Source organism: Paenibacillus sp. J31R98, assembly GCF_056269245.1.
In genome coordinates this window covers 79313-104741 of sequence record NZ_JBWDNO010000006.1, presented here as the reverse complement: position 1 = coordinate 104741, position 25429 = coordinate 79313, and the positions used below count along the sequence as shown (strand labels likewise).

The window sequence follows — 25429 nt, the reverse complement described above, 5'->3', positions numbered from 1 at the left end:
GTATGCTCTCCTTTATTAAGGCTGAACACCTTATGACGATCTAATTCTTTTTGAAGTTTATTCCAAATGGCGAAACTTGATGCAATTCGAGAACATATTAGACTCACACGCCCGTTACTCCACAAACCAAAGGAGCTGCCGTGCTGCAGGCTCCTCAACTTATTTACCGTATATGAATAGAGGTTTCACTCACAGGTTCTGCGGAATCGTGTGTGAAACCTGAAGAACGGGAGAGATAGTAAGCATATTCCAATGGTCTGCTATAAACTAGATTTTTATGTTTTAACGTTTTCATGTCTTTGTATATGCTTTTTTGAGGTTTTCCGTTCAGTTCAATTATCCACAGCTTACCTTGTTCGTCTATTGCGAAATCCACGCTCAATTCTCCCAATGCACCTATGTGAGATTCTGCTACTTGCGCAGCCGCAATGCTTACCTCATGGAGAGATTGGAAAATCTCATTGGTTTTATCCTGACTGAATATTAAGGGAATAACTTCTGCAGCATCATAGATGAATTCACACATACTCGTGTTGTAATAACGTTCATAAGCCACTCTGCATGCGAGTGTGGAAACCGTCCACTCTCCCAAACTATCTTTTTGAACAAGGACGCGAATATCAAAATATCGGCGATTAAGCTTCTGGATAAATACCCCTTGCTGAATCATATAGTTCTCTGAACCGAGAAGTTCATTTAATTTTTCCTGATAGCTTTCATTTTGTCTGCAAATATACCTCGGAGCCAAAGAGTACAAAGATATCTTGACATCCCCTTGATTCGTTTGTTCAACCCGGTATACAGACTTCCCCTTGAATCCATAAGTAGGCTTAATATATACGACATGATATTTATCTAATAGTTCTGAAACATTCGCTTGGTCATAAAGAAAAGTTTCTGGAATATACGGGTTAAGCTCTGACTGTTTTAACAGGTTATAGAGATCCCATTTATTGAAAAAGTTAATCTTATTGAAGCATTTGTTCTGGCCAATTACGTTCTCAAGACGTTGAATCGTAATTGTTTTTTTGTTATATGACCGGTTATAAACGACATGAGGAAAAGCGAAGGAGCTTTGTTTCCATACGCCCTTATTCAAGCTGAGTCCGTTAATACGCTGATTCTCCCAATTAATATCTGATGGAGTAAAGGCGAAGAGGTGAAGGTTCAGACGGTTATAACGCTGATAAAGCTCCAAAACACTCTTTCTATCACTTTTATTAGATACTAAAATCCCTACTAATGGCCGATTCTCCACTCTCTCCACTCCCTAGTCTACAAATCTATAACAATCTAATCTGGGAGTAGATATTTTGAAAGGGACAATCACATAGTAGGAAGGAAAATCGGGCAGAAATCACCACCCATTTTTCATTTATTTTAGGCATTTATTGCCAGTAATCTTCGTCCGCTTGAATATGATGAAGCACCTCAATAATAGGAGATGAATCTATGGGTAGAAGTAAATGTCCTCCGGGTCCTCCGGGACCGGAAGGACCTCGAGGGCCCCGAGGACCAGCAGGGCTTCCAGCAGAAGGAGCCCAATTACTTCAAGGACTTGCTGGAGCAATCGGAGAAGCTGGACCTGCCGGGCTTGCCGGAGCGCTTGGACCAGCTGGATTAGCAGGACTTGCCGGAGCAATTGGCGAGGCTGGACCAGCTGGGCTTGCAGGACTTGCAGGCGCACTTGGAGCAGCTGGATTAGCAGGAGCAACTGGACCAGCGGGACCTGTGGGACCTGCGGGACCAGCAGGAGCTGCAGGACCAGCGGGAGCAGTAGGACCACCAGGACCAGCAGGACCTGGGGGATTAATTCCATTTTCAACGGGGATCATTATTAGCGGTGCTACAGTCGTATCAGCTGCTCCCATTTTAATGGGTTTTGGAAATCACACGGTTGAAGTTATTGACGGTTCCGGGGAATCGACTATGCCTCCCGAAGCAGGTGGTTTTGCTTTCCCAATTCCCTTTGCAGGTACGGTTCAAAATTTACAAATAAGCGCAGATCTACTGGTTGCTTCCGTAGTTTCTATAAATACCCTCGGTCTTCAATACGATTTCACAGTGTTCCTCGCTCCATCAGTTCCAAACAACGGGATTGATCATAGTTCTTCGCCTTACGTGACCACTCCACTAACGGGCTCGCTAAGATTCGGATTTCCGAACAATATCATTACAGCAGGCACTTTCCGAACTGCAACGAATATAAATGTGGGATCGTTAGTAGTTGCTGCAGGTGACCGTATTGGGATTCGTGTAAGAACGCTTGAGTCGACGGATCCCTCTGCAGCTGATATCACCCAACTTTCATTTAGCGCCAGCCTATCTTACACTCCTTCTTAATAGCCGCCTTTCTGAATAAATCATAAACAATACCACTAAACTCCCGTTCAATGAAAAGACGGCAGCCATTGCAGGCTGCCGTTTCTTCGTGTTTATTGAGTTATCAACTGTCCTTGATCCGAATCCCAGCGCCACGTTATCTCATCATGCAGCTGCAGCCCCCCGTACCAATCATCAATGCCATTGATCCTCACCCAGTCCTTCTCTCCCGCAGCTACTTCCATTCCGAGTTCGGTTAATGCAAGCACGCATTGGTCAAAAGACGGTTCCGTGTTCGTCTGATAATCAGCAAAGGAATGCGGTCCTTGTATCTCGATCAGTGCGTTCGGCTGTTCCGACATTTGCTGAATTCGGTACCAAAATTCCGTATCACCCATTCCGAGCTCATTTAACCGGTTCCCCAGTTCCTTGAAAGTCTCCCGTGGAGCTGTAATACCAGAACGGATAAGCTCCAACGTTATCTGCTCTACAATGCCTAGACCATTCTTAACGGACGGAAGCCTGGAGGCATGCAGTTCAAGCGCAGCATGAGCGAAGGGAAGCGCCGACGTGTCTTCTTGCAAAATGCCAACATGCTGTTCAACATCTGAGGAAACGTAGGCCTCCCAAATTCTTTTGCCCGTCTCGAGCTCATTTGGTCCGATTTGGTGCCACGTGCCCGATAGCTTCTCCAACTGCTTCGTTGTAAGCTGTCCAAGCCCTCTAAATCGTTCAATCCCAGGGTAATTGCCTATGCAGAGCAGATTCAGCTTCGTATCGCCAAGCTCCTGCCCCGAGAACCAATGCAGCAGATAGCTTAGCATGAGCTGGTCGAACAGATCGTGCTCGAACCACAATACGACTTCATCGTACTTGTGGAAATGATTCAACATCTCCTGCTGTGACTCGCAGTTCGATATATAGATGTCCTGCGGTATACCGGTTTTCTCCAAATAAGCTGCCCTGAACGCTCTCTCTTCGTGACCATTCATGTCAAGAAAGGAGGGTCCTACCGGATATACTTCTCGCCAGACTAGAATATCCCCGCGAATGTTGCCTTCCCTCAGCTTATCACCAACATGGTCTCCGTTAACGATATGAAGCATCGTTCTTCCTCCTTCATAAATATCGTTGAACATGGATACAAAGTCGGCGACAAGCAGCGACGATCGCAGCTTCTTACGGGCATCAAACAGCCGTTTCTTGAGTACGGATGGGGAAACGGACAAGTAACTGGCTATCTCTTTCATGGAATAACCTTGAAAATAATAGAGTTGCACCGCAAGTTTCAAGTTGCTGGACAAGCCCTCCACCGTTTGATGGAGCTTCTCCTGCCACTCTCTTCTTTCCGCAATCAGTTCCACATTGAACGCCTCATCGTCCATGACGATGGCTTCATCCAGCGGAAGGATTGTATGTTTCTTGCGACGGATGTGGCGATAACATTGCCGTTCAACAACGACCTTGAACCAGCCCGGGAACGCCTCCGTTTCTTGAAGCTTGTTCAGATTGGCGAAGGCCTCCATGAACGCTTCCTGAACGGCATCCTCCGCCTGATACCAATCTCCGAGCTTTGAATAGGCTGTTGAGAATGCCATTTCGTTGAAATGCCGGATAATCTGATTCCATGCGTTATGATCGCCTAGCTGAGCCTCTTGGATCCAGTTCCTCACGTCTAGCACGCTTGCACCTCCTTTGCGCAGTTCTATATACAAAGTGCCGGGATTGGGATGAAAGGTTACTTGGTCATTGAAGGATTAATAGACTTTATTGAGTTATACGAACAATGCCCGCTGTGCAAACCACCGATCCAAATCGACTGACCCTTGCACGCCTAACAGTCGGTAGAAATAGCGGTATACTTTGCGGTATTTCGATATATCGGGAGGATCTAAGATCGTCGAATACCCCTTGATGAAAGAAGCAGCCGATTTCTCGTCCAACACATACTCCAATCCAACAAAATCAAAATCTCGGGGACCCACTGCATACGCCTCAACATCCACGATCGCTGACAGCATCCCGTCTTCAATGAGGAACTGTGAAGGATCCAGATCAATAAACACTGGACAGAAGTGATCAGGCACCGGCAGAACTCCAAGTTCAAGTATCACTTCATCAAGCTGCGCCTTTATCTGGCTATCATTCGCATAATCGCGTTCGACGAGCTGTCGCATGGTTTGGGACAGACGGGTATGGAAGGATTCTTGTTGCCCGATTTGAGTGCAGGCGAGGTTTCCGAAGTAGTCATAACGTTGCAGGTGTACGCGGGCCAACCAGACACCTAACTGCTGCAGAAGAGCATCGGATTGCCCGACAAACAACTGCAAAGCTTTGCCGTTCATCTTCTCGACTACAAGATATTCCTGTCCTTCGATAACCTGATTCGCATGAACTCGCGGTACCGGAATGTCAGGAATGGAACTTAGCATGGTGGCATTTGCTTCGAAGTGACGCATTCGTCTGGGATCGATCCCGAACAGATCATAACATCCCCACCAAAACTCACGACTCGGTGCTTGAGTCATTCTAGACGAACGTACGACATGCTCCTCCGAAGCTGTCTTAACTAGCCAGACATCGCTGGCATGCCCTGAATAACCAGGATCGAGATAGGTAATCTGTTCGATAGGTTCATGAAAGAGTTGCTGAAGCTTGGAATGGACATGAGCTTCGCTCAAGGATATTCCCCTCTCTAATCAATTAAAATCATTCTTTTAGAATGTATAATAGCGATCTTCTGAGTTTGAGGAAAGCAGCTGTATTCCGTCTAATCCTTCAATGTAAGTACAAACAGCCACAAAGATTTTGGGCTTATTGGTAAAGTAGTACCTAGCTGCTGGCGCATGATGTTTCTCAATCAGCAACTCGCAAATGACTCGAGCACTCTTCACACCACTTTCAAGGAGCTTTCGTGTCGGTGTCTGCAATTCAAATGGCAATTCGAATTCGGGAACTATCTGTGCTGCAGCTGCAGCATCATCTTCCCAAGAGAATAAATCATGGGTTTCTTGGTTAACCGGTTTCGGAATAACCAATTCTCTAGGTTCAGCAGCCGGTCGTTGTTTCTGAACAGTTCGATGCTTGAGACTACGAATCTGTTTCTCCAGTAGCGGCAAGCCGAGCGACAGCTGCGCCATAATGTCGGACCGGATATTCCCTTGTATGAGATCCGGATCAATCTGCCAGTTACTTTGAATTTTCAGCAGAACTTCATCCAGCTCATAATCAACTGCGTCGAAGCCTTTCATTATGGCGGCCACGATACTTGCATCTATACCCAGGTGTTCTTTCAAATGCTCGATACCGAATTTCATGATTTGTCCGGTTTTCTTGTGCTGCACATGATGCTGGTATCGCAAGGATCTTCCGCATTCGCATTTCAGTTCGCTGCTTATTCTTCCTGCGTCGATGTATCCGGTATAGATCCATTCATCTAGTAGAGCTTCAACTTCCTCGGGATCGGCGTCTGCTGGAACATGCGCTCCTTTTTCTTTCGCCATCGCATTCGCGAAAGCCGTTCGACGGCCTCGAATCATTTGATCAGAGAGATATCGCTGCTGTTCAACACTTAATGTGGCTAAGATTTCATCACGTTGTTCCACTGTTAGAATCAAGCTTATCCCTCCCGAAGCTAATAAAGAAAAAGGACAAAGCACCATCTCACTCGCCCAAGGCAGAGAATAAGTAGCCTGTCCCTATAGATTATATAAAGTATTGTCCAATATTTACAAGAAGAGTTAGCTGCCTCTGAATGATCCATTTCCCAAAAAAAGGGACATCCTCCGAAGCCACCTACCTTCTGGCAGCTTCATTAGATATCCCTCTCCACTACTCGCCCTCGGGGAAGTAGCGCAATATCGCCTCGCGAACCCCGACTACATCGGCAAGCACGTCCATCTCGCCATCCTCGAGATACTCGATTGAGAAGTGCCCGCGATAGCCGCGGCGAGCCAGCGTGCCGAGCATCCAGTCGAAGTCGACGTCGCCCTCACCTAGATGCGTCTGCATGCGGTCCCGCGCGGCATCGCGGACGTGGACGTGAACGGTATATTCCATCAGCCATTCCGTCTCCTGAATAGCGATGCCCTGCATGACAAAATGGCTCGGATCATACACGAGCTTCACCTCCGGCATCGCCGCAACCAACGCCCGCGCTTGCTCCAGCGTCTCGAACGGGCTGTTGATGTGCAGCTCGAGCGCGAACTCGACACCAGCAATGCGGGCAGCCGCGTCATACTCGCGGAGTGTGGCGACGCAGTCCGCCAGCACAGCCGGCCATGGACGCGAAGCGTCATTGTTGCGCGGTTGAATTGCCGCAATCTGCACGCCATATCGCTGCATGAGCCGAATCAGCGCGGCAATCTCGGCGCGCCGCCGCTCACACGCCGCGTCCGAGCGGTCATGCAGCTGCGGTCCCGTTCCGGTGTTAAGCGCCAGCGGAACGAGCCCATATGCTGCCAGCCGCTCATCAAGCCGGCTCACCGTTCCTTCCCAATCGGCAACGAGATCGCTCGGATTCACATGGACCCAGCCGTCAATCGCGAGCAGATCAACCGAGCGGAAACCAAGCTCCGCAACGGTTCGGAGCGCTACATCTAGAGAGCTCCCGCAGCGGAGTGAAGTAGAGCACGTAATCGTCATCGCACACCGCCCTCCTTAGCCTCAACCGCTTGCTCTTCTGCAATAATAAGGTCCAGCGGGAAAGCCTCCTGCATGACCGGAAATTCAATCTTCGCCCGCAGACGCGAGGACTCGAACACCGCAATCAGCATCTCAAGTCCGCGCAGCGCAATCGCTCCATCGAGCGGATGCGGCGTACCATGCCAGATGGACTCCGCCATCGCGCCGAATACGCCAGCAAAAACATCCCTGCTCTGCTCCGCCTCCACCTCTACCGCGCGCCAGCCGCCTTCCACAGTCGAATCCGACAGCAGCAGCGGAGGCTGACTGCCATCGCCGCGGCGCCAGATGCTGCCCGTAGTGCCGACAATTTCGAAGCTCTGATAGCCGCCGCCACGCGGCTGCATATCTCCGCAATGCAGCTCGCCTCGTACGCCGCCATCGAACTCGTACATCGCAATCGCGCCGCTCTCCACGGCATGACCGTAACGTCTGCCCGTATAAGCATACGGATTGGCAGCGGCCTCCTCCGGCGAAACCGGCTCCTCGCGGTATATCTGACCAAGCGCCCAGCGCACTTCCCGCTCATGCAGCAAGTAGAGCATCGAATCCGCCAGATGCGAACCGTCCGACAACAGGTCGCCTGCGCAGGAGGCGCGGATAGACCGAACATCGCCAATCGTGCCGGCATCGATCAGCTCACGCATCTTCCCATACACCGCGCTCATCCGGCGCTGATGCCCGACAACGAGAACCGCTCCCCTCTCCCGGCAGACGCGGACCATCTGGCGCGCATCGCCAAGGTTTGTCGCCATTGGCTTCTCGCAGTAGATGCCTCGCACGCCCGCATTCACTGCAAGCTGAACGAATGGCGCATGCGTCACGTTCGGCGTCGCAATGATGACAACGTCCGGCTGAACTGCCGCCAGCATCGCCGCATAATCCGTATACACGCTCACACCAGCATCCCTCTCGAGCACGCCTAGAGCAGCACAATCTGCAGCAACCTTTTTCGCCGTCTCCTCATTCAGATCACATACAGCCACAAGCTTATAATCTTCCGAGACAGCAAGCGCTGCCGCCTGATTCTTCCCCATATTGCAGCCAACGACGGCTGCGCGAAGCGGACTCACACGACTCATTCCCCATCACCATCCAATGCACGAATATAGGCAATCGACTTCTCAAGCGCCGCAACAGGCGACATGTCCGAAGGGCAAATCATCTCAATCTCCATAATGAGCTCATCCGGGAAAGGCGCATGCGCAAGGAGCAGCTCATAGCAAGCCTGCAAAGGCACATCCCCCTCCCCAAGAACAGAACCCCCCACTTCAAAATGCAACGGATTCGCATGAAGCACCGGACGAACCTGATGATCTTTGAAATGCGTTCCGATTACATAAGGCGCAGCCGCCTGAAACGCCTCAAGCGGTCTCTCGCCAATAAGAAACGTATTGCCCGTGTCAAGGAACAACCATAGATTCGGCGTATTCCGGCATACCGTCACGAGGTCCGAGCAGTAGAAGTCAGCATGATTCTCAATGGCAAACCTCGTTCCGAGCTCCTTGCAGCCTGCCGCAAGCGGAGCCAGCGCATTAGACAGCCGCTCCAATGCATCGCTCAGCGGTATTCGCTTATCGAACCGGCTCGTGTAATGCGCCTCCGTCATCACGATTGCAGGCTTCTTCACTTCGCATAGCTCCGAGAGCTCCACCAGAATCCGCTCATTGCGAGCTGCGACCTCGTCCGCTTCCAACGTAATATACGGGTAGCCCGTGTAGACCGCCAGCTCCATCCCCGTTTCGTCAAGCTGCGCCAACAAGCTGCGTCGCTCCTCTACCGGCAGCTTCATCAAGTCATGAAGCCCGGTAGAGAACACTTCGAACCCATTCTGTCGAAGCATCGCCAGCCGGTCTATCATTACATTGCCTGTATGCGCCGTCAGTTCGCCGTACCACGGTCCGGCAAAGCCCCATTTTCCGATCTGAGTCCATCTACTCATGCAACAACCCTCCGCCTTCTCTTCCTTCTTACCGACAGTGTATCACCTCGCAAAATCATCCCAACACCGCATAACCCGAGCACTATTCGTCATTTCTACAGCCAGCCTGAAAGCATAGCAAAAAGCCGCAGCCTCCCCTACTGGAGAAGCTGCGGCGTTTAACTCACCAATCTTCTATTGTCCTATTTCAAGATAACGAAGCTGCTCCGGCGTCAGTACCAAATCGCCAGCCTTGCAGCTGTCTTCCAAGTAAGCCAGCTTATTCGCCCCGATTAGAGCAACGACTGGGAAAGGCTGCGAGGTGAGAAACGCCAGCGCAACTTGCGATCCGCTCACGCCAAGCTCAGCCGCAAGCGACTGCGCCCTGTCGAGCCTCGCGTAGCTCTCCTCATTCGCATAATTGCGGATGACCGAACCCGCGCGCCCCCCCTCCGGCTTCAGCTCCCTGCCGTAACGGCCGCTGAAGAAGCCCGACGCCTGCGAGGAATAGGCGAATACGGCGACATCCTTGCGGTCAGCGTACCAATGCTGTTCCCGCTCATCGAGATCGATAAGATCGCCTGGTAGCACCGCCGGATTCAGAGCCGCCAAATTCCAGTGCGGCTGACTGCCGATGAAAGGCGTAAGACCGTTCTCCCGTGCATAGCGGTTCGCAGCGTCGATCCGTTCGCTCGTCCAGTTGGATGCGCCTATGTATCGCACACGACCCGAAGATACCTGCTCATGCAAGGCGTCCATAATCGACTCCACCGAACGCTCCGGATCATCGCGGTGCACCCAATAGAGGTCGATATAGTCCGTCTGCAGCCGCTCCAAGCTTTCGAACAAATCGCTGCGAATGGAGTCCGCATCAAGCCGTTTCTGCGAGAAATCCGACATCGGCGGATGTGCGCCTTTGGTAGAGAGCAGCACGCGGTCACGTGCGCCGCGCTCTTGCAGCCAGTGGCCGATCATCGTCTCGCTCGCTCCGTCGCCTCCTGGCACCCAAGCGCCATACACATGCGCCGTGTCAATCAAATTGCCGCCAAGCTCCACATAACGATCTAGCAGCGCAAAAGAAGTTTCCTTATCCAGTGCTGTGCCGAAGTCTGCCGTCCCTAGTCCGATTACCGCTGGTGTCAATGATGTGCCGACGATGTTGCCATACCGCATGCCTCTCATCTCCTTATGGTTAGAAAGAATGATAAAAAAAAGAGCCCGAACAACATTCCTGTATGAACGAGGATGCTAATCGGGCCTTGCTGCTGCGCTGCTATTCTGCGATCATGCGATTTGTCAATTTGCCAAGCTTCTCAATCTCAATTGTAACAACATCTCCAGCCTTAAGATAGACTTGTTTCTCCGGCGGATAGCCCATGACGACTCCTTCAGGCGTACCTGTAAGGATGACATCGCCGGGCACAAGCGTCATATGCTGCGAAATGTAGCTGACAATCTCGTCCACGCGGAAGATCATATCCGATGTATTCGAGTCCTGACGCACCTCGCCGTTTACGATTGTACGGATCGCCAGATCGTTCGGATTGCCGACTTCATCGGCGCTCACGAGGTAAGGACCGAGCGGCGAGAAGCCGTCGCAGCTCTTGCCGAGCAGCCACTGCTGCGTCCGCATCTGCAGATCGCGAGCGGACAAGTCATTGACGTTGCAATAGCCGAATACGTAGTCGAGCGCTTCTTCCTTGGACACATACTTTGCCTTCTTGCCGATAACGACAGCGAGCTCTGCCTCGTAATCCACCTTCACGCTTACCTTCGGCAGCGCTACATCATCCCCGTTGCCGCACAACGTGTTGTTGAACTTGTTGAACAGAATCGGATATGCCGGAATCGGCGAGTTCGTCTCTTCCGCATGCTTGCGGTAGTTGAGGCCAACGCAGATAATCTTATTCGGAGCCGGCACGCAGGCGCCGAGCTTCAGCTCTTCTTCCTTGCGAAGCGACGCGCTACCTGCGCTTGCTGCGAGTGTCTGAAGCGCGTCAAGCGCAGCTGCTCCGCCTTCGATAGCTTCATGAATCGAGAGCGGCACCTGTGTGCTCGATTGAGCAGCAGCGGTAGCAACATCGATGACTCCAGCGTCTGTCACGACGCCTAGCTTGCTTTGTCCATTTTCAATGAAATTGATCAGCTTCATAATCGCTTCTTAACCTCCATGTATCTACGCTTCCGGTACATATGCAGTGCCCGTCACTTCACCGTCGGCATCAATGTTGTCTACTGCGGACAACCCTTCATAGACGCTCGCGACGATGCTGCAGGAAACCGTTTCCCCCGGCTGCAAAGTTTGATGCGTGCCTCGTTCGATGCCGTCCTGCAAGCCCACCGGATACCCGGTGCACGGCTCCAGTACAACCGTTTGCAACTCTCGCCAACCGCCGTAAGAGGCGAACATCCAGCAGCTTGGCAGCACTTCATTATCATAGCTGAGGCCGAATCCGATGCCTTCTCGCGTATGCGTAAGAGCGCACCAGCCTGCCTTCATATCTGTCGCATATTGAAACTCGCTGACGCCGGACTCTGGCGAGAGCGCCTGGCGCATATCATGCTTCTCGCCGTTGTCGTCCTCGGCGTACGGCCATTCGTACGTAAAGTTCGTCTTCCCTGTACGCGGCGTCCCGAAACCCTCCACCATCATATGGCGCGCCGGCAAGTCGATGCGGGAGTGTTCATCCGCCGCCATCGCCGCGTGGAGTTTCCATAGGTAAGGCTGCGGTCTGCGGCCGAGATTCGTAATCGTATGCTGGAACCGCAGCTTCGCTTCGCCTGCACGCAGCGTAATTCGTTTGCTCAGGCGGCTTGCCGTAATCGGCGTTTCCACCCACATATGCAAGGTCACTGCTTCCTCGTCAGCACGCTCAATTGCGTACTGCCATTGCAGCGTCCATATCTCTCCGTGATCAGTCAGCATCTCATCATTAATTGACTCTGCAATATCGTTCGGATACAGCTCGTCCCAGCCGCCGAAGAAATGATCGTCATAATTCGTATGCAGCCCCACCTTGCGAGGCTTGATACGCGGATGCTGCCAGAGGAAGTCCTTGCCCCTTGGCTTGAACGTAATCTGCCAGATCTTCGCGCCAAGATCCGGCATGACGACGACGCGCAGCTGCTCATTCTCTATCACGACAGTCCGAATATCGTTATATGTCCAATTGGTATCTACCGTAACTGGTGGCACAGCGGCAACAACTCCTATTCCGTAATCGTTGCAAGCAAATCTGCACGCAGCGGCGTGAAGGTTTCGATGGCGACCGAATCCTCGAGCGCCTTCACTTCATGCACCGCATCACCTGGCACGACGATCTGCTCGCCTGCACCAGCAATGATGGTCTCTCCGTTCATGGTCATTTCGAGCTTGCCGCTGATGACGAACGTCAGCTGTTCATGCGGATGCGAATGCGCCGGACCGATCGAGCCGGTCTTGAACGTAATCATCATGCTCATCATTTCTTTGCCTGGCGGGAAAATTTTGCGGGTAATGCCTTCGATTGGCGAATGCCATTCTTCGAAACGCGGCATGTTACGATGCACCTCCTGGAATGAGCAGCACTTTGGATACGTTGCCCGGCGAGCCAAGCAGCGTCTCGAACCATTTCGAACCTTCGCTAAGCGGCGCTTCGATGACACCTTCCGAGAGGCCGATACGGCCTTCCTCCAGCCACTGCAGAGCCGTGCGGAAGTTCATCGCGGAGTAGGCAAAAGAACCCGTCATCGTAATTTCGCTCCGAATCGCCAAGTTGATTGGCAGCGCAGATTCTTCCTCGTGCAAGCCGGTGAAGACGGTACGCCCGCCTGTCGAACAAGCCATGACCGCTTGCTTGCGCGTCATCCCTGCGCCAACGGCATCAATGGCGATGTTCACGCCAGTGCCGCCGGTCAACCGCTTCACTTCCTCCAGCGTATCCACGCCCGCTGGGCAGATCGTATGCTTCGCGCCAAGTCTGCGCGCGATTGCCAAGCGGTCCTCATTCATGTCGACCGCGATAATTTCCTTCACACCATACTGCAGCACAGCTTGCAGCGTGAGCAGCCCGATCGGTCCCATGCCGAGGATGAGCACCTTATCCGTCGGCTTCGCTGCCGCCAGCTCCGCCACGCGCACCGCACAAGCTGTCGGCTCGGCCATTGCTGCGGTCTGCAGCGACATGCCATCTGGCACCGCATAGACGAATGCGGCTGGAATCTTCACATATTCCGCGTTGCTGCCCGGCAGTGCCGCCGATAGCAGCTTGCGGGAGCCGCAAAGCTGCTGCTTGCCCGTTAGGCATTTCTCGCATTGTCCGCAGGTGACAAGCGGATTCGCTGTTACGCGCTGGCCGAGCTGCCATGCGCCCGACGCTTCCACGCGGCTACCCATCGCGGCAATCGTGCCCGAGAACTCGTGGCCGAAGATCATCGGCGGCTTGCGCAGCGAATTTTTGCCGAGATAGCCGCTCAGCTCAGAGCCGCAAATGCCTGTGAAAGCGACATGGATTATGACTTCGTCTTCGCCCGCGATCGGTGTGTCGACTTCTCTTATATTCATTTCTTTCGGACCTTCATAGATAAGTGCCTGCATCGAATGCTGCTCCTCTCTGGATTAAAGAGGCGCAAGGCTTATGAGCCCGCACCTCTCTTGGAATTAGAATGTAATCGACAATCCGCCGTCGACTGGAATAACCGCACCGCACATATAAGATGCATCCTCCGAAGCCAGGAAAGCGATAACGCCGGCCACTTCCTCCGGCTGCCCCTGACGTCTTTGGGCGATTTTGCCGCGGGCGACATAAATATCTTGGAACCAGTCCGTCTCATGTTCCTTCACGCCGTCGACGACCGACATCGGCGTCTCGATGAAGCCAAGCGCGACCGAATTGACGCGAATGCCGACATTAATTAATTCTAGTGCCGTGTTACGTGTTAACTGGTCCATTGCGCCTTTGGCCGCGTTATAGCTCGAAGACTCTTCCAGCGCACGGCTGCTGTTAATAGAGGAAACATTGATGATGGCGCCTTGCGTTCGGGTTGTAGTCATGAGCTTGGCAGCCGCTTGCGTGCAGAGGAACGTGCCATTCACGATAATGTCGAACACTTTGCGCCAATCCTTCATCTCCGCTCCGAGGAAACGCATCGGCTCGAACGTTGCTGCATTATTCACGAGAATATCGAGCTTGCCGTAGGCTTCCTCGATCTGCGCGAACATAGCTGCAACAGACTGTTCATCCGAGACGTCGCCGGCGATGAACTTCGCCTTGAAGCCCTGCTCCAGCAACGCGGCTTCCGCCTGCTGTCCGACATCGGCGCGGCGTCCCGTGATGATGACTGCTGCCCCTTCGGATGCGAGCCTTGTTGCCGTCGCGAAGCCGACTCCTGTCGCGCCGCCTGTAATGAAGGCGACTTTTCCTTCGAACCGCTTCATATGTGCTGCGCCTCCCTTATTAGTTGACGCGGTATTTATTAACAATGGCTTCGTCCACCGTAATGCCAAGACCTGGACGATCCGGCACGTGCACGTAGCCGTCCTTGAACGTGATTTTCTCGGATACGAGCTCACGCGCAAGCGGCGAAGTCGAAGCCGTATGCTCGATCATGAAGCCATTCGGAATCGAAGCGGCAAAATGCGTGCTCGCCGCAACTAGAATGCCTGTCTTAAACGCATGCGGCACCACCAGCTTATGACGCTCATGCGCCATATATGCGATCCGTTTGCCTTCGGTCAGACCGCCGCAGCGGCCAAGGTCAGGCTGCACGATGTCGTGTCCGCCCTCTTCGATGAGACGACGAAACGCGGTAACGCCGCTCTCCTGCTCGCCGCCTGCCACGCGGAGCGAAGTCCGTCTCGACAGCTCCTTGTAATCAGCCAAGTTCTCCGGGTGAAGCGGCTCTTCCAGCCAAAATACGCCGTACTTCTCATACACTTCCGCCATGCGAAGCGCGCCTTTCAAGTCCCATACGAGACCACCGTCGATCATAATGTCGATATCCGGGCCAACCGTCTCGCGAATTGCGCGAATCTGCTGCTCGTCGAATTTCGCATCGCGGCCGATCGGGCCCCAGCCGAACTTCATGGCTTTGTAGCCTTCTTCGGCGAACTGGCCTGCAAGACTAACGGCCTCTTCAATTGTGTCCGGCATGAGCGAGCTGGCGTAAGCCTTCAGCTTGGAACGATACGTCCCGCCGAGCATCTCGGATACCGGGCGACCAGCTTTCTTGCCGGCGATATCCCACAGCGCCATGTCGATGCCGCTCATCGCGTGCATTGCTGGACCTCCGCGACCGAAGTAGATGGTACCGCGGTACATTTTGTCCCAGAGACGGTCAATCTCAAGCGGGTTCTCGCCAATTAGTAGCGAACGCAGACCTGTCGCTATGGAATGGGATGGAGGAGCGTCGATACATGCTTTTGCCACGAGTGGAACAGAGTCGACCTCGCCGTAGCCTGTAATGCCTTCATCGGTATGAATGCGGATCAGAAGCGTATCTTGCGTGCCGTCGCAGCGTGCAGCATCAAGGTCGGGAATACGCAGGTAAATGGATTCAACTTCGGTGATCTTCATTAAGATCCTCCATTCGCAATTAGATGTAAGCCGGTATGTGAATATGAATATGATGCAGTAAAACGCTTTCACTAGTTGGGTTTATTGTAAGTCCGAATTTCGCATATTGTCAACAATATTTATCTTCGGTTCAAGTTGCTGATTGTCGACAAAGTACAATGTGGTGCATTTTGCAGCGATTCGGGGTATACTGGGTTTATTATGGAAAGCGTTTACCAATCGTGTAACGCTACCGTCTCTAAGTTAGTTGCCGAAGGAGCTACTACTAATGTCCGAGTTTACATTTAAGCAGCAAGCCAACACGTCGCTTCGCGAGAAAGTGACGAATGATCTGCGGGAAGCGATATTGAACGGTCATCTTCTCCCTGGCGCTCGCATTAAGGAGATGGACATCGCCGAGCAAATGGGCGTCAGCCGCGGACCGATTCGTGAAGCAATCCGCCAGCTGGAGCGCGAGGGACTGCTGCTGTCGTATCCTTACAAGGAAACCGTCGTAGCTGATCTCGACGCCGATGAAGTTCAAAACATTCTCATGCCGATCCGCTTCCATATTGAGTGGTTCGTTGTGAAGCGGTATCTGGACAAGCTCGATGACAGCTTCTTCGAGAAGCAGCAAGCGATTATCGAAGAGATGCGCGTATCCGTCGAGAACGGCGAGAAGAGCCGGCTGGTCGACCTCGACATCCTGTTCCACCAGTCGATTCTGGAGCTGGCGACCGAGCGGACCGTCATGCTGACATGGCAAAGCATCGTCAACCAGATTCGCCTCCACTTCACGAAGAACATCTCCTTCTATAACCTCGACAACATGGAGCGAGATCACCAAGAGCTGATGGATGCGTTCCGTACCAAGGATCTAGACCTGATCCAGCAGGCGATTCTCAAGCATCTGGACAGCGATGATAATCTGCTGTGCTTTACGAAGTAGACGTGTGCCGCTGATGCGGGGATGCGGGAGCTGAGAGAGGGGATTGGCTCTCTCGGGTGCTTTATGGCGGGGCTTCCCGCCGGTTTGCCTGCTGAGAGAGCGTATTCGCTCTCTCAGCTCTTTTTTTTGACCGTTTCAGGGCGTGAGAGAGCGTATTGGCTCTCTCGGGTGATTTCCGGTGGGATTTCCCGCCGGTTTACCTCCCTAACTTGCTACGATTGTAGAAGAGTTCAATGTACCGATACTATCAACGTTCTGCCACAACCATTTATCACCCTCCCTTACCTCAGCTCAGCTCAGCTCACCTCAACTCAACTCACCATACCCGGGTTCCCTATCCAATAGCGGCTTTTGCCTCTCTCAGGTAACTTTTTTAGCCATACGCAGGCCGAGAGAGGCTTTTGCCTCTCTCAATCCCACAATCATGCTATTTTCTTCGATTTTCTGCTCCGAGAGAGGCTTTTCCCGCTCTCGGACCACCAAACTCATCATCTCGTGCGTTAAGAGAGGATTTTACCTCTCTCAGCAAAATTGTATTTGCCGATTGGAGTTGCTCGAAACCCTGAGAGTCGAAAAATGCAACTCTCAGCTCGCCAATCCACGCCGGAAATGCTTGCTGGAAACCCTGAGAGTCAAAAAACAAGACTCTCAGCACAAAATCAGCCGTAATTCTGCTCCGAGAGTCGAAAGATGCGACTCTCAGCTCGCCAATCCACACCGAAATGCTTGCTAGAAACTCTGAGAGTCAAAAAACAAGACTCTCAGCCCAAAATCAGCCGCTGTTCTGCTCCGAGAGTCGAAAAATGCGACTCTCAGCGTCAGATGGCTGCTATCGATCACCGGAACGGGCATTCCCTCCTGTTTTCATGCCTGTTTTATGCCTGTTTTCATGCATATCTTCCCGCTCGTTTTCCCACATAACTTCCCATATGTCTTCCCACATGTTTTCCCGCCCGTTTCCAGCCTCCTCTTGCTCCCCACCCCCGACTAAACAAGCAAGCCTCCCGGCCATACTGGTCCTATCACACACGAGGAGGCATGCAGGTTGAGACGTTTTCTCATACTTTTTGCGGGCATTGTAATCGTTGCGTTAGGTGCTGAAGTATACCTTGCTAACAACTGGATACTGCGGACCTATCCCATCAATGGCGCGGTTAATGTGCCGATGGATGCTCGGATTACGGCCAACTGGAAAGGTACCCGCAGCAACGATCTAGGGATAGCGCTGCGTTACTCCGATGCTCCGAAAGACTACATCTACGGCACTGTTGCAGGTACGCGGTTCGGACTATCTTTCCGCCCAGCGCATGACTTGGACCCCGGTCGGAACATCGTTGTCACCGTGGAGGCTGGCAGAAGGCATTACCAATTCGCTTTTACAACAAGCCAATAATCCTAACTTTGAAGCTAGCAGAACATCCAGCGGCTATTCCCTTGTTTTCACAAATTTATAATATTTCTGTGAGCAAAGTTAACAGCATTCTAACTTTTACCAACTGTTTTTCTCTAATTTTCTAAATAGTTTTCGACGATAGTTATTGATGGCGCTGAAGCTATCAGACAGGTTAGCCCGCCCAATCAATTAATGAAAGAAGTTGAAATGTATTGAAACGCAAGCTCTTTTCTCTTACTCTGCGGAATAAGCTCATTCTAGCTTTTACCGTCATTTTGCTCGTACCAAGCCTTACGATCGGGTGGTTCTCCTACCAGACCGCCAAATCCCAGATCGAGAGTCGGATGAACATGACGGTCACCGAAAATGTGCGCGTCCTCGACGAAATGCTAACCGGCTACATCCAGCCGATCGCCACAGACGTTGATTATTTAGCTGAAACTTTCCAATTGGACACCGGCCAGCCGACAGCTACCTCTAACCTGCAGACGTTGATCGCTGCATTCCAAAAGGTACATACCGGGGTCGATACCGCTTACCTCGGAACGAGCAAAGGCGAAATGCTGCTCAGCCCGCACCAGGACCTCCCGGAGGATTTTGACCCGCGCACTCGTCCTTGGTATGAAAGTGCGATACAGGCTAGCGGCAAAACCATCATTACGGAGCCATACATTAATGCTACGGATGGCAAAGTCGTCGTAACGATTGCCAAAGCAACCCCAAATGGAGCAGGCGTAGTCGGCGTGGACCTGAATCTTAATGCGCTGAGCAAGCAAATTGAAAGTGTGAAGATTGGCAAGGAAGGCTATGTCTCCATCGCCGATCACTCCAAGACATTCCTGATCCACCCTCATGAGCAGCCTGGGGCAAAAGTACCTGATGAAATTGCGACGCCGATGTATGCGGCAGAGACGGCCTTTTTCACCTTTGATGAGAAGGGCAGCACGATGCGCGAATCCGTGACGACGAATAAGCTGACAGGCTGGAAGCTTGCAGGCACGTTCAGCGTGAATGAGATCGACAAGGATGCGGCGCAGATTCTGAACCAGACGCTGCTTGTTGTGGTGATCTGCCTCGTAGCAGGCGCAGCGCTGATCTATATCATTATTCGTGCGATTGTACGTCCAATTCGCGCGCTCATTCATGTGTCGGAGCAAGTCAGCCGAGGCGATCTGACCGTATCGCTTGATGTATCTGGTGCCAAGAAGGATGAAATTACGAAGCTCAGCACAAGCTTCAATGCGATGATTATATCGCTGAAGTCATTGCTGACCGAAGTGAACGAGACGTCTCACCAGCTCGCCGCCTCATCGGAGCAGCTCTCCGCCAGCTCGGACCAAACTTCAATGGCCACGCAGTTTATCGCTGAAAATATCCAGCAGATGGCGACTGGCTCCGAGAAGCAAGTGAAAAGTGTGGAAATCGGCTCTTCGTCTGTTAGCGAGATGTCCAGAGGCGTCGAAGAAATCGCAGCGAATGCGCAATCGGTCACGGATGTTGCGGCGCAAACCTCCCACATCTCCGCAGAAGGCAACTCCGCAATTGAGACGGCTATTACGCAGATGCAGTCGATTGAGCGGACTTTTGAAGAATTGTCCCATGTCATCACGGAGCTGACGCAGCAATCGGCTGAGATCGGTCAAATGGTAAATATGATTCAAGATATTTCGACGCAGACAAACCTGCTATCCTTGAATGCATCCATAGAAGCAGCCAGAGCAGGCGAGCATGGCAGAGGTTTTGCCGTTGTTGCACAAGAGGTGAAGAAGCTCGCGGAGCAAACCGCCGCGTCATCGAAGAGCGTCATTGAGCTGGTCCAGTCCATGCAGGGCGGAACCGAGCGAGCAGTTGATTCAATGAATGCAACGAGTATCGAGGTTACAGCCGGAATCGCGGTTATCAGCCGCGCAGGCGCGTTGTTCAAGCAAATTCAGGGCTCTGTTCTTGAGGTTGAAGCTCAAATCAAAGAAGTATCACAAGTGTCGCAGCGAATTTCAAGCGATGGTCACGAGACCGTTAACGCGATCAATACGATCTCCGGTGTCGCCCAAGAATCTGCACTCGCCACGCAAAATGTATCCGCCGCCGCACAGCAGCAGCTCGCATCCATGGAGGAAATCGCCGCGTCAGCAGCTTTCCTCACGCAGATGGCAGAGGATCTGCAGAAGCGTGTGGAACGGTTTAAGCTATAGGTTAGTTGGTTTATGCTGGGCATTGAGGCTTCGCACCTTCGGGTGCGGGGCCTTTTTGTTGTTGGATAGGTTGGGAATCTGAGCCGAGTGTGAGCCAAAAGGGGCACCAGAGGTGAAACAGTGGTTGTAGCTGGTTTACTGGACCTCTAAAGCTAAATTTGCCCCGAGTGTATCCCCCAGGGATACTCTTTACCTCCAAACATTTCTTCTCCATGTGTGTCCCTCAGGGACACACTTAGCTTCGAAACTACCATTCTTTCTCCATGTGTATCCCTGAGGGATACTCTTCTCCTCGAAACTACCATTCTTTCTCCATGTGTATCCTTGAGGGATACACTCTAATAAAAGCTCACCGGGATTAATATCCCTATCCCAGGCACAACCAAAAAAGGCACTCCCCACCAACGAGAGCGCCTTTCCTATTAAATCAGCGCCTTCAGCGGAAGCTCCGGCAGGTCCTTCGTCCGCTCGGCGTAGTCGCCGCAGAGGGCGTCGACTTGCTCGAGATGAACCCTCCGCGCAGGCCCGGAGCTGCGCAGCATGGCAGAGCCATAATAGTGCTCGCGCCTAAAATGCGCATGCAGCAAAATGTACGCGCGCAGCTCATCCAGCGCATCATCTGCAAACCGCTCGCACAGATTCAGCGTGAACATGCGCCGATGCGTATTGCCGCCGAACGAAGCGTGGAACAAATTGTGGTCGAAGACGAGCACATCGCCCGGCACTACATCCAGCGATACAGCCGGCACATCCGGTCCCGCAACATCAAGCGCCGTCTGCGATTGGCTTACGCGTTTCACATCGACGCCGAACTGGTCGTCTAGCCGGTGGCTTCCCGGAATAACGCGAAGCGCGCCATTCGAACCGTCGAGCGTATCGAGATAGAGCGCGATCTTCACATGCCTGCGCGCACGGTTCTCGCCATCGCGGTGCCAGCCAGTGTCGCCTGTGTAGTAGTTACCGTCACTGCCCATGTAGTTGAAGTCATCACCGAGCAGCGACTTTGCAATGCCCGCAATCCGGGCGTCATCAATTAGGCTGCACAGCTTCTCGCGCTGATCGGCGAAGGGCACGATCATCGTTCTTTTTGACCCGTCGTGCTTCTCTTCCAGCATCGGGAATACCGCTTCAAACTCTTCTGTAATCCACGTGATGTCCGCCTTCAGCAGGCCTGATAGTTTAATAAATCCAAAGGTGTCAAAGAACGCAAGCTGCTCTTTCGTAAGCTCCATCCATCTCACTCCTTCTCATCACATAACTACATTCAAGCTATGAACCAAGCAGTGCTTTTAAACCGTCAGCAGGTGCCGCCACCGGAAAATATTCCAGCCCCATATAGCCTTCGTACCCCGCCGCATCAATTGCCTCGAAGATTCGGCCGTAGTGCAGCTCGCCCGAGCTCAGCTCATGTCGCCCCGGATTGCCCGCCGCATGGAAATGTCCAATTAGCTCAAGGTTTGGGATAATATTCGCCAACACGTTGCCCTCCATAATCTGCTGATGATAGATATCGAACACCAGCTTCACATTCGGACTGCCGACTTCACGAATAATATGGAACGCCTCTTCCGAGGAATACAAATAATAGCCTTTATGATCAACTAGCGTATTCAGCGGCTCAAGCACAAGCGTAACGCCTGCTTCCTCAAGAAGAGGCGCTGCAATCTTCAGCCCTTCAATAATTGACCGCTGCTGCTCCTCACGCGGCACGCCAATCAACTCCGCACCTGCTTGAGCAATCAGCACTTTGCAGCCAAGCTGCTCTGCAGCCGCGATGGATTCACGGAGTCCCTCCACAAAACCATCCCGCTTAGACGCATCCACCAAGCTTTCCATCTTCGTGCATACGGATGCGATACCAAGACCAAGCTCGCGAGAGACACGCGCGACCTTCTCCACATCTTTGTCCCACCAGCTCCAGAACTCAATCGTGTCATAGCCAATCTCGCGAATTTCCTCCATGCTCGCATAAAAGTCCTTGCCTCTATAAACGGCGTCGATGCACACCGATAACTTCATCTGTTACCCTACTCTCCATGTGGAATTGCTACTTATTAACTTGACAGCGCTACCATTTGTGTCAGTCACGGTATACAAAAACTGAGCGCCGGCAAGCCTGCCGTAAACGCCCAGTTTCAATTTAATTAATATTGCGATTACTCGCCTGCAACCTGATACGTTTCCTTCAGCGTCTGCAGCCCTTTCACCGCTGTTTCCAGCGCGGTCTGCGAGCCGAAGTCCGCAATGAACAGCTCCACAGAGAGGTAGCCGCGGTAGCCTGCCGCGTAGAGCGTCTCGGCAATTTCCTTCGAAGGCGCGATGCCTTCGCCTGGGAATACCCGCTCGGCATCCGTAATGGTCTCGCGGCTCGGAGAAGCCGGGTAGTCATTGGCATGCATAATGCCAATTTGGCTGCCCTGCAATCCCTTCAAATCTTCAACTGTGCTGCCGCCCGTGTACATGTGGAACGGATCGAGCAGCATCTGTGCATCCGCGAGGCCCGATGTGCGCATCACTTCGAGCGCTTCGTCGACGCGGTGAAGCTGGCTCGCGCGGCCCCAGAACTCGACATACAAGTCGATGCCGATTTCGCGGCCAAGCGCCGACAATCTTGCGAAGTGGCGACCCATATCGCTAAGCGACACGTTTGCTACATCGCCGAACGGCGGCGCAGCAGCAGCGCGGCAACCAAGATCAGCCAACATGCGAAGCTCGCGCTCCGCTTGTACGAAAGCTTCCTCGCGGATTGCTTCGTCCTGATCCGCCCATTTGAAGAAGGCGATCGCGTTCACGAACGCGACGTTATGCTTAGCCAGCGCTTCGCGAATTTCGGCAGCAGTGCCGCCGCCAGCAAGATAACTTTCGATACCGGAAACCCATAGTTCGATTCCCTCATAGCCTGCTTCTCCGGCAATTGCGATTTGTTCCACTACATTCAGTTGATAAGGAAATAACGTTGATGCGTTTAATGACGTTTTAAACGGAAACATCGTTGCACTCTCTCCTCTTCACCGCGATTTTGGTTACAGATTAATCGGCAGCTTCCTGCCTTCTTCACTGCTCTGCAGTGCTAATTCAATAATTCGAATGGCGTTTCTTGCTTGCTCCGGCTTCACCTCAAGCTCAGCTTGTCCAATGATGTTCTCGTATACATTGTTGTAATAATCGGCATAAGACCCGGCAATCGTCTCGACAACGCCCTCAATATGGAGATCGCCGATCGACGTGTTCAGCTTGCCCCACAGCTCGCGGGGCTCTTTGCCCCAGTTCGGCGTATTCGGTTGTCCGCCGTTAATAAGCGCCCGCTCTTGAGGGTCAACGCCGTACTTGATGAACGTGCCCTTCGTGCCGTGCAGCACATAGCGAGGCGTCGCTTCGCGCACGAAACGGGAGGAACGCAGATTGATCTTCAGGCGATCGCCGTAGAACAGCGTCACATCGAAGTAATCATGCGCTTCTGCTCCTTCGCGCTGCTTGCGAACATCGCCGCTCACCGCATCCGGAACGCCGAATAACGTAAGCGCTTGATCAAGCAAGTGAACGCCAAGGTCATAGAAGATGCCGTTGCCAAGCTCCGAGCCTTCGCGCCAGTTGGTGGATCTCAGTACCGGATCGAAGCCGTCCCAACGGAATGTAGCTTCTCTCACGTCGCCGAGCACGCCTTGGCTCAGCAGCTCTTTCAAGGTCAAGAAGTCCCCGTCGAAGCGGCGGTTGTGGAAGATGCTGAGCACTTTGCCCTTCTCCTTGGCAAGTGCAATAAGCTCATCCGCTTCGGCAGCTGTAGGCGTGAACGGTTTCTCCACGACAACATGCTTGCCTGCAAGCAGAGCTTCCCTCACAAAATTGTAGTGATCGCTGCTTGGCGTTGTCACAATAACTAGATCTATCGAAGGATCTTCATACAAATCGCGTACATCCTTGACGACATTAACCCACGGATAACGCTCCTTGGATTGCTCGCTCCGGCGTTCGACGACTGATGCTAATTTAAGACCTGGAACTGCAGCAACGACCGGAGCATGGAATGTTCTTCCGGCAAAGCCGTAGCCAATCAGGCCTACACGGACTTGATTCATTGTACAAAACCCCCATTTTGTCACTTTTGGTGAAGCCTCTCGAATGCTTCTAGCAACAGTATACAACAAGTTTGGGCTTCTAAGGCGTTAAAATATGTTTCTTTATGTTAGAGTTTGTTGCTTATTGATCAAGCTGGTTATAAATAAGCCCTAGTGGCAGCGGAGCAGGTCGCTCGCAGCGTGCCGTAATGGCAACATGCTTGTCCGTCTTCGACGATTCCAGTATGCCGATTGTTATATCGAGCACATGGCGCGACAGCTCTCCGCTTGCGCGGTGCGGCCTGCCGGAGCGGATCGCATAGGCCATATCTGCAACGCCGATGCCTCGGGAATTCTGTGAGAAGCTATGCGAATACGGGAATTCCTGAACTTTGCCGCTACGCTGCTGCAATGTAATTGCACCGTCGAAGCTATTCGGATCGTTCACTTGCAGGATGCCTTCAGTACCGTAAATCTCCAGTCTCGGCGTGTAACCGAAGCTTTCTTTGGCCACTTGCAGGCTTGCCACTGCCCCATTCTCGAAATCAAGCGTAGCTGTCACATGAAAAGGCGCGCCAACCGGAACCGTCTCGCCGTATGCAGGCGATTGCGGGTTACTCACTGTAAACTCGCTGTGCACCGAGCCAGCCGAACCGCTGACGCGGCGAACAGGACCGAGCAAATGAACGAATGCCGTCAAATAGTACGGGGACATATCAAAAAGCGGGTCCCAGCCCTTCTGCAAATATTGGCGGAAATTCGGATGCATGCCGTCCCACGCGCTGCCCATCAGAATGAGGCCGCTTGCCATATAAGGCTTGCCGATCCAGCCATCATCGATGATCTTGCGCGCCGTCTGCAGCCCGCCACCCAGGAAGGTGTCTGGTGCGATGCCGACACGAAGACCTTTTTCACGAGCCAGGTGAAGTACCTGGTCTGCATCTTCTCTTGTGAAAGCGAAGGGCTTCTCCGCATACACATGCTTGCCGGCATGAAGAATCTGCAGATTCACTTCCGTATGGACTTGCGGGGATGTTAAGTTAATGACGATTTCGATCTCAGGGTCAGCCAGCAGCTCTTCTACGGAGCATGCTTTGGGAATCCCATATTGCTCCGCGCGTTTGCGCGCCATCTCGAGGTTTAGGTCGGCCACTGCCGATACCTCCAGAATCGCGAACATCTTCGTACAATTCTCCAAGTAAATGTCGCTGATCATTCCGCAACCGATGATGCCGATCTTCGTTTTTTGCATAACACTCACCTTTCCAAGCATGCTTGCTGCATATTATGAAACGCTTCCATTATTCATTTCATCTCTGAGGGGTGAATCTCCTTCTTTTTGGAGAAGCTGGTTCGGTTGTCAATTTCAAATCGAGCCTTA

The 25429-nt window shown here is 52.5% G+C and carries 23 protein-coding genes; 4 read left to right on the top strand and 19 right to left on the bottom strand.

Annotation, left to right across the window (positions count from 1 at the left end):
- Positions 1 to 163 precede the first annotated feature (163 nt).
- Positions 164 to 1258 carry a YheC/YheD family endospore coat-associated protein gene (locus AC0YNX_RS21300; RefSeq protein ID WP_475817723.1) on the bottom strand — a complete coding sequence of 365 codons (1095 nt, stop codon included), beginning with the start codon at positions 1256 to 1258 and terminating at the stop codon, positions 164 to 166.
- A gap of 194 nt (positions 1259 to 1452) precedes the next feature.
- On the opposite strand from AC0YNX_RS21300, the gene AC0YNX_RS21295 reads away from it, so the two are divergent.
- Complete coding sequence (locus AC0YNX_RS21295) at positions 1453 to 2343, top strand: hypothetical protein (protein ID WP_475817722.1); 891 nt, start codon at positions 1453 to 1455, stop codon at positions 2341 to 2343.
- A 92-nt stretch (positions 2344 to 2435) separates the two neighbouring features.
- Here AC0YNX_RS21295 and AC0YNX_RS21290 read toward each other — a convergent pair whose 3' ends face one another.
- From AC0YNX_RS21290 to AC0YNX_RS21230, 13 genes are all read right to left on the bottom strand, one after another.
- Positions 2436 to 3995, bottom strand: a complete 1560-nt coding sequence (locus AC0YNX_RS21290) for a sigma-70 family RNA polymerase sigma factor (protein ID WP_475817974.1) — start codon at positions 3993 to 3995, stop codon at positions 2436 to 2438.
- 102 nt (positions 3996 to 4097) lie between these two features.
- The gene (locus AC0YNX_RS21285; RefSeq protein ID WP_475817721.1) at positions 4098 to 5003 is read right to left on the bottom strand and encodes a phosphotransferase; all 906 of its coding nucleotides are present in this window, start codon (positions 5001 to 5003) and stop codon (positions 4098 to 4100) included.
- Positions 5004 to 5039: 36 nt separating this feature from the next.
- Positions 5040 to 5939 carry a DUF3895 domain-containing protein gene (locus tag AC0YNX_RS21280; RefSeq protein ID WP_475817720.1) on the bottom strand — a complete coding sequence of 300 codons (900 nt, stop codon included), beginning with the start codon at positions 5937 to 5939 and terminating at the stop codon, positions 5040 to 5042.
- Between the two features lie 214 nt (positions 5940 to 6153).
- Positions 6154 to 6966, bottom strand: coding sequence for a sugar phosphate isomerase/epimerase family protein (locus tag AC0YNX_RS21275; RefSeq protein ID WP_475817719.1), 813 nt, complete (start codon positions 6964 to 6966; stop codon positions 6154 to 6156).
- Complete coding sequence (locus tag AC0YNX_RS21270; RefSeq protein WP_475817718.1) at positions 6963 to 8087, bottom strand: Gfo/Idh/MocA family protein; 1125 nt, start codon at positions 8085 to 8087, stop codon at positions 6963 to 6965. Before AC0YNX_RS21270 ends, AC0YNX_RS21275 begins: the two co-directional genes overlap by 4 nt.
- Positions 8084 to 8947 (bottom strand): sugar phosphate isomerase/epimerase family protein, encoded by an 864-nt coding sequence (locus AC0YNX_RS21265; RefSeq protein ID WP_475817717.1) that lies wholly within the window; start codon positions 8945 to 8947, stop codon positions 8084 to 8086. The genes AC0YNX_RS21270 and AC0YNX_RS21265 overlap by 4 nt, the downstream gene beginning before the upstream one ends.
- 174 nt (positions 8948 to 9121) lie before the next feature.
- Positions 9122 to 10099 (bottom strand): aldo/keto reductase, encoded by a 978-nt coding sequence (locus tag AC0YNX_RS21260; RefSeq protein ID WP_475817716.1) that lies wholly within the window; start codon positions 10097 to 10099, stop codon positions 9122 to 9124.
- Positions 10100 to 10199: 100 nt separating this feature from the next.
- Positions 10200 to 11078, bottom strand: a complete 879-nt coding sequence (locus AC0YNX_RS21255; protein WP_475817715.1) for a fumarylacetoacetate hydrolase family protein — start codon at positions 11076 to 11078, stop codon at positions 10200 to 10202.
- A 24-nt stretch (positions 11079 to 11102) separates the two neighbouring features.
- Positions 11103 to 12122: a DUF4432 family protein gene (locus AC0YNX_RS21250; RefSeq protein WP_475817714.1), complete on the bottom strand. Its 1020-nt coding sequence runs from the start codon at positions 12120 to 12122 to the stop codon at positions 11103 to 11105.
- 14 nt (positions 12123 to 12136) lie between these two features.
- Positions 12137 to 12463 (bottom strand): cupin domain-containing protein, encoded by a 327-nt coding sequence (locus tag AC0YNX_RS21245; protein ID WP_475817713.1) that lies wholly within the window; start codon positions 12461 to 12463, stop codon positions 12137 to 12139.
- 1 nt (position 12464) lies between these two features.
- Positions 12465 to 13502: a zinc-dependent alcohol dehydrogenase gene (locus tag AC0YNX_RS21240; protein WP_475817712.1), complete on the bottom strand. Its 1038-nt coding sequence runs from the start codon at positions 13500 to 13502 to the stop codon at positions 12465 to 12467.
- Between the two features lie 63 nt (positions 13503 to 13565).
- Entirely contained in the window at positions 13566 to 14342 is a 777-nt protein-coding gene (locus AC0YNX_RS21235) for an SDR family NAD(P)-dependent oxidoreductase (RefSeq protein ID WP_475817711.1), read from the bottom strand.
- Positions 14343 to 14361: 19 nt separating this feature from the next.
- A complete protein-coding gene (locus AC0YNX_RS21230) occupies positions 14362 to 15480 on the bottom strand; it encodes a mandelate racemase/muconate lactonizing enzyme family protein (protein WP_475817710.1) in 1119 nt (372 codons plus the stop codon).
- 268 nt (positions 15481 to 15748) lie between these two features.
- Between AC0YNX_RS21230 and AC0YNX_RS21225 the strand changes: the two genes are divergently transcribed.
- The 3 genes from AC0YNX_RS21225 (at position 15749) to AC0YNX_RS21215 (ending at position 19993) form a co-directional block, all read left to right on the top strand.
- A complete protein-coding gene (locus AC0YNX_RS21225) occupies positions 15749 to 16408 on the top strand; it encodes a GntR family transcriptional regulator (protein ID WP_475817709.1) in 660 nt (219 codons plus the stop codon).
- Positions 16409 to 17453: 1045 nt separating this feature from the next.
- On the top strand, positions 17454 to 17801 hold the full coding sequence (locus AC0YNX_RS21220; protein WP_475817708.1) for an Ig-like domain-containing domain: 348 nt from the start codon (positions 17454 to 17456) through the stop codon (positions 17799 to 17801).
- Positions 17802 to 18013: 212 nt separating this feature from the next.
- Positions 18014 to 19993: a methyl-accepting chemotaxis protein gene (locus AC0YNX_RS21215; protein WP_475817707.1), complete on the top strand. Its 1980-nt coding sequence runs from the start codon at positions 18014 to 18016 to the stop codon at positions 19991 to 19993.
- A 422-nt stretch (positions 19994 to 20415) separates the two neighbouring features.
- Here the strand turns inward: AC0YNX_RS21215 and AC0YNX_RS21210 are convergent, their stop codons facing one another.
- The 5 genes from AC0YNX_RS21210 to AC0YNX_RS21190 all read right to left on the bottom strand — a co-directional run bounded on the left by AC0YNX_RS21210 (position 20416) and on the right by AC0YNX_RS21190 (position 25300).
- Positions 20416 to 21225 (bottom strand): phytanoyl-CoA dioxygenase family protein, encoded by an 810-nt coding sequence (locus tag AC0YNX_RS21210; RefSeq protein ID WP_475817706.1) that lies wholly within the window; start codon positions 21223 to 21225, stop codon positions 20416 to 20418.
- A gap of 37 nt (positions 21226 to 21262) precedes the next feature.
- Positions 21263 to 22012: a hydroxypyruvate isomerase family protein gene (locus tag AC0YNX_RS21205; RefSeq protein WP_475817705.1), complete on the bottom strand. Its 750-nt coding sequence runs from the start codon at positions 22010 to 22012 to the stop codon at positions 21263 to 21265.
- A gap of 137 nt (positions 22013 to 22149) precedes the next feature.
- Positions 22150 to 22983: a sugar phosphate isomerase/epimerase family protein gene (locus AC0YNX_RS21200; protein WP_475817704.1), complete on the bottom strand. Its 834-nt coding sequence runs from the start codon at positions 22981 to 22983 to the stop codon at positions 22150 to 22152.
- 33 nt (positions 22984 to 23016) lie between these two features.
- Entirely contained in the window at positions 23017 to 24069 is a 1053-nt protein-coding gene (locus AC0YNX_RS21195; protein WP_475817703.1) for an oxidoreductase, read from the bottom strand.
- Between the two features lie 121 nt (positions 24070 to 24190).
- On the bottom strand, positions 24191 to 25300 hold the full coding sequence (locus tag AC0YNX_RS21190) for a Gfo/Idh/MocA family protein (RefSeq protein WP_475817702.1): 1110 nt from the start codon (positions 25298 to 25300) through the stop codon (positions 24191 to 24193).
- Positions 25301 to 25429: the final 129 nt, after the last annotated feature.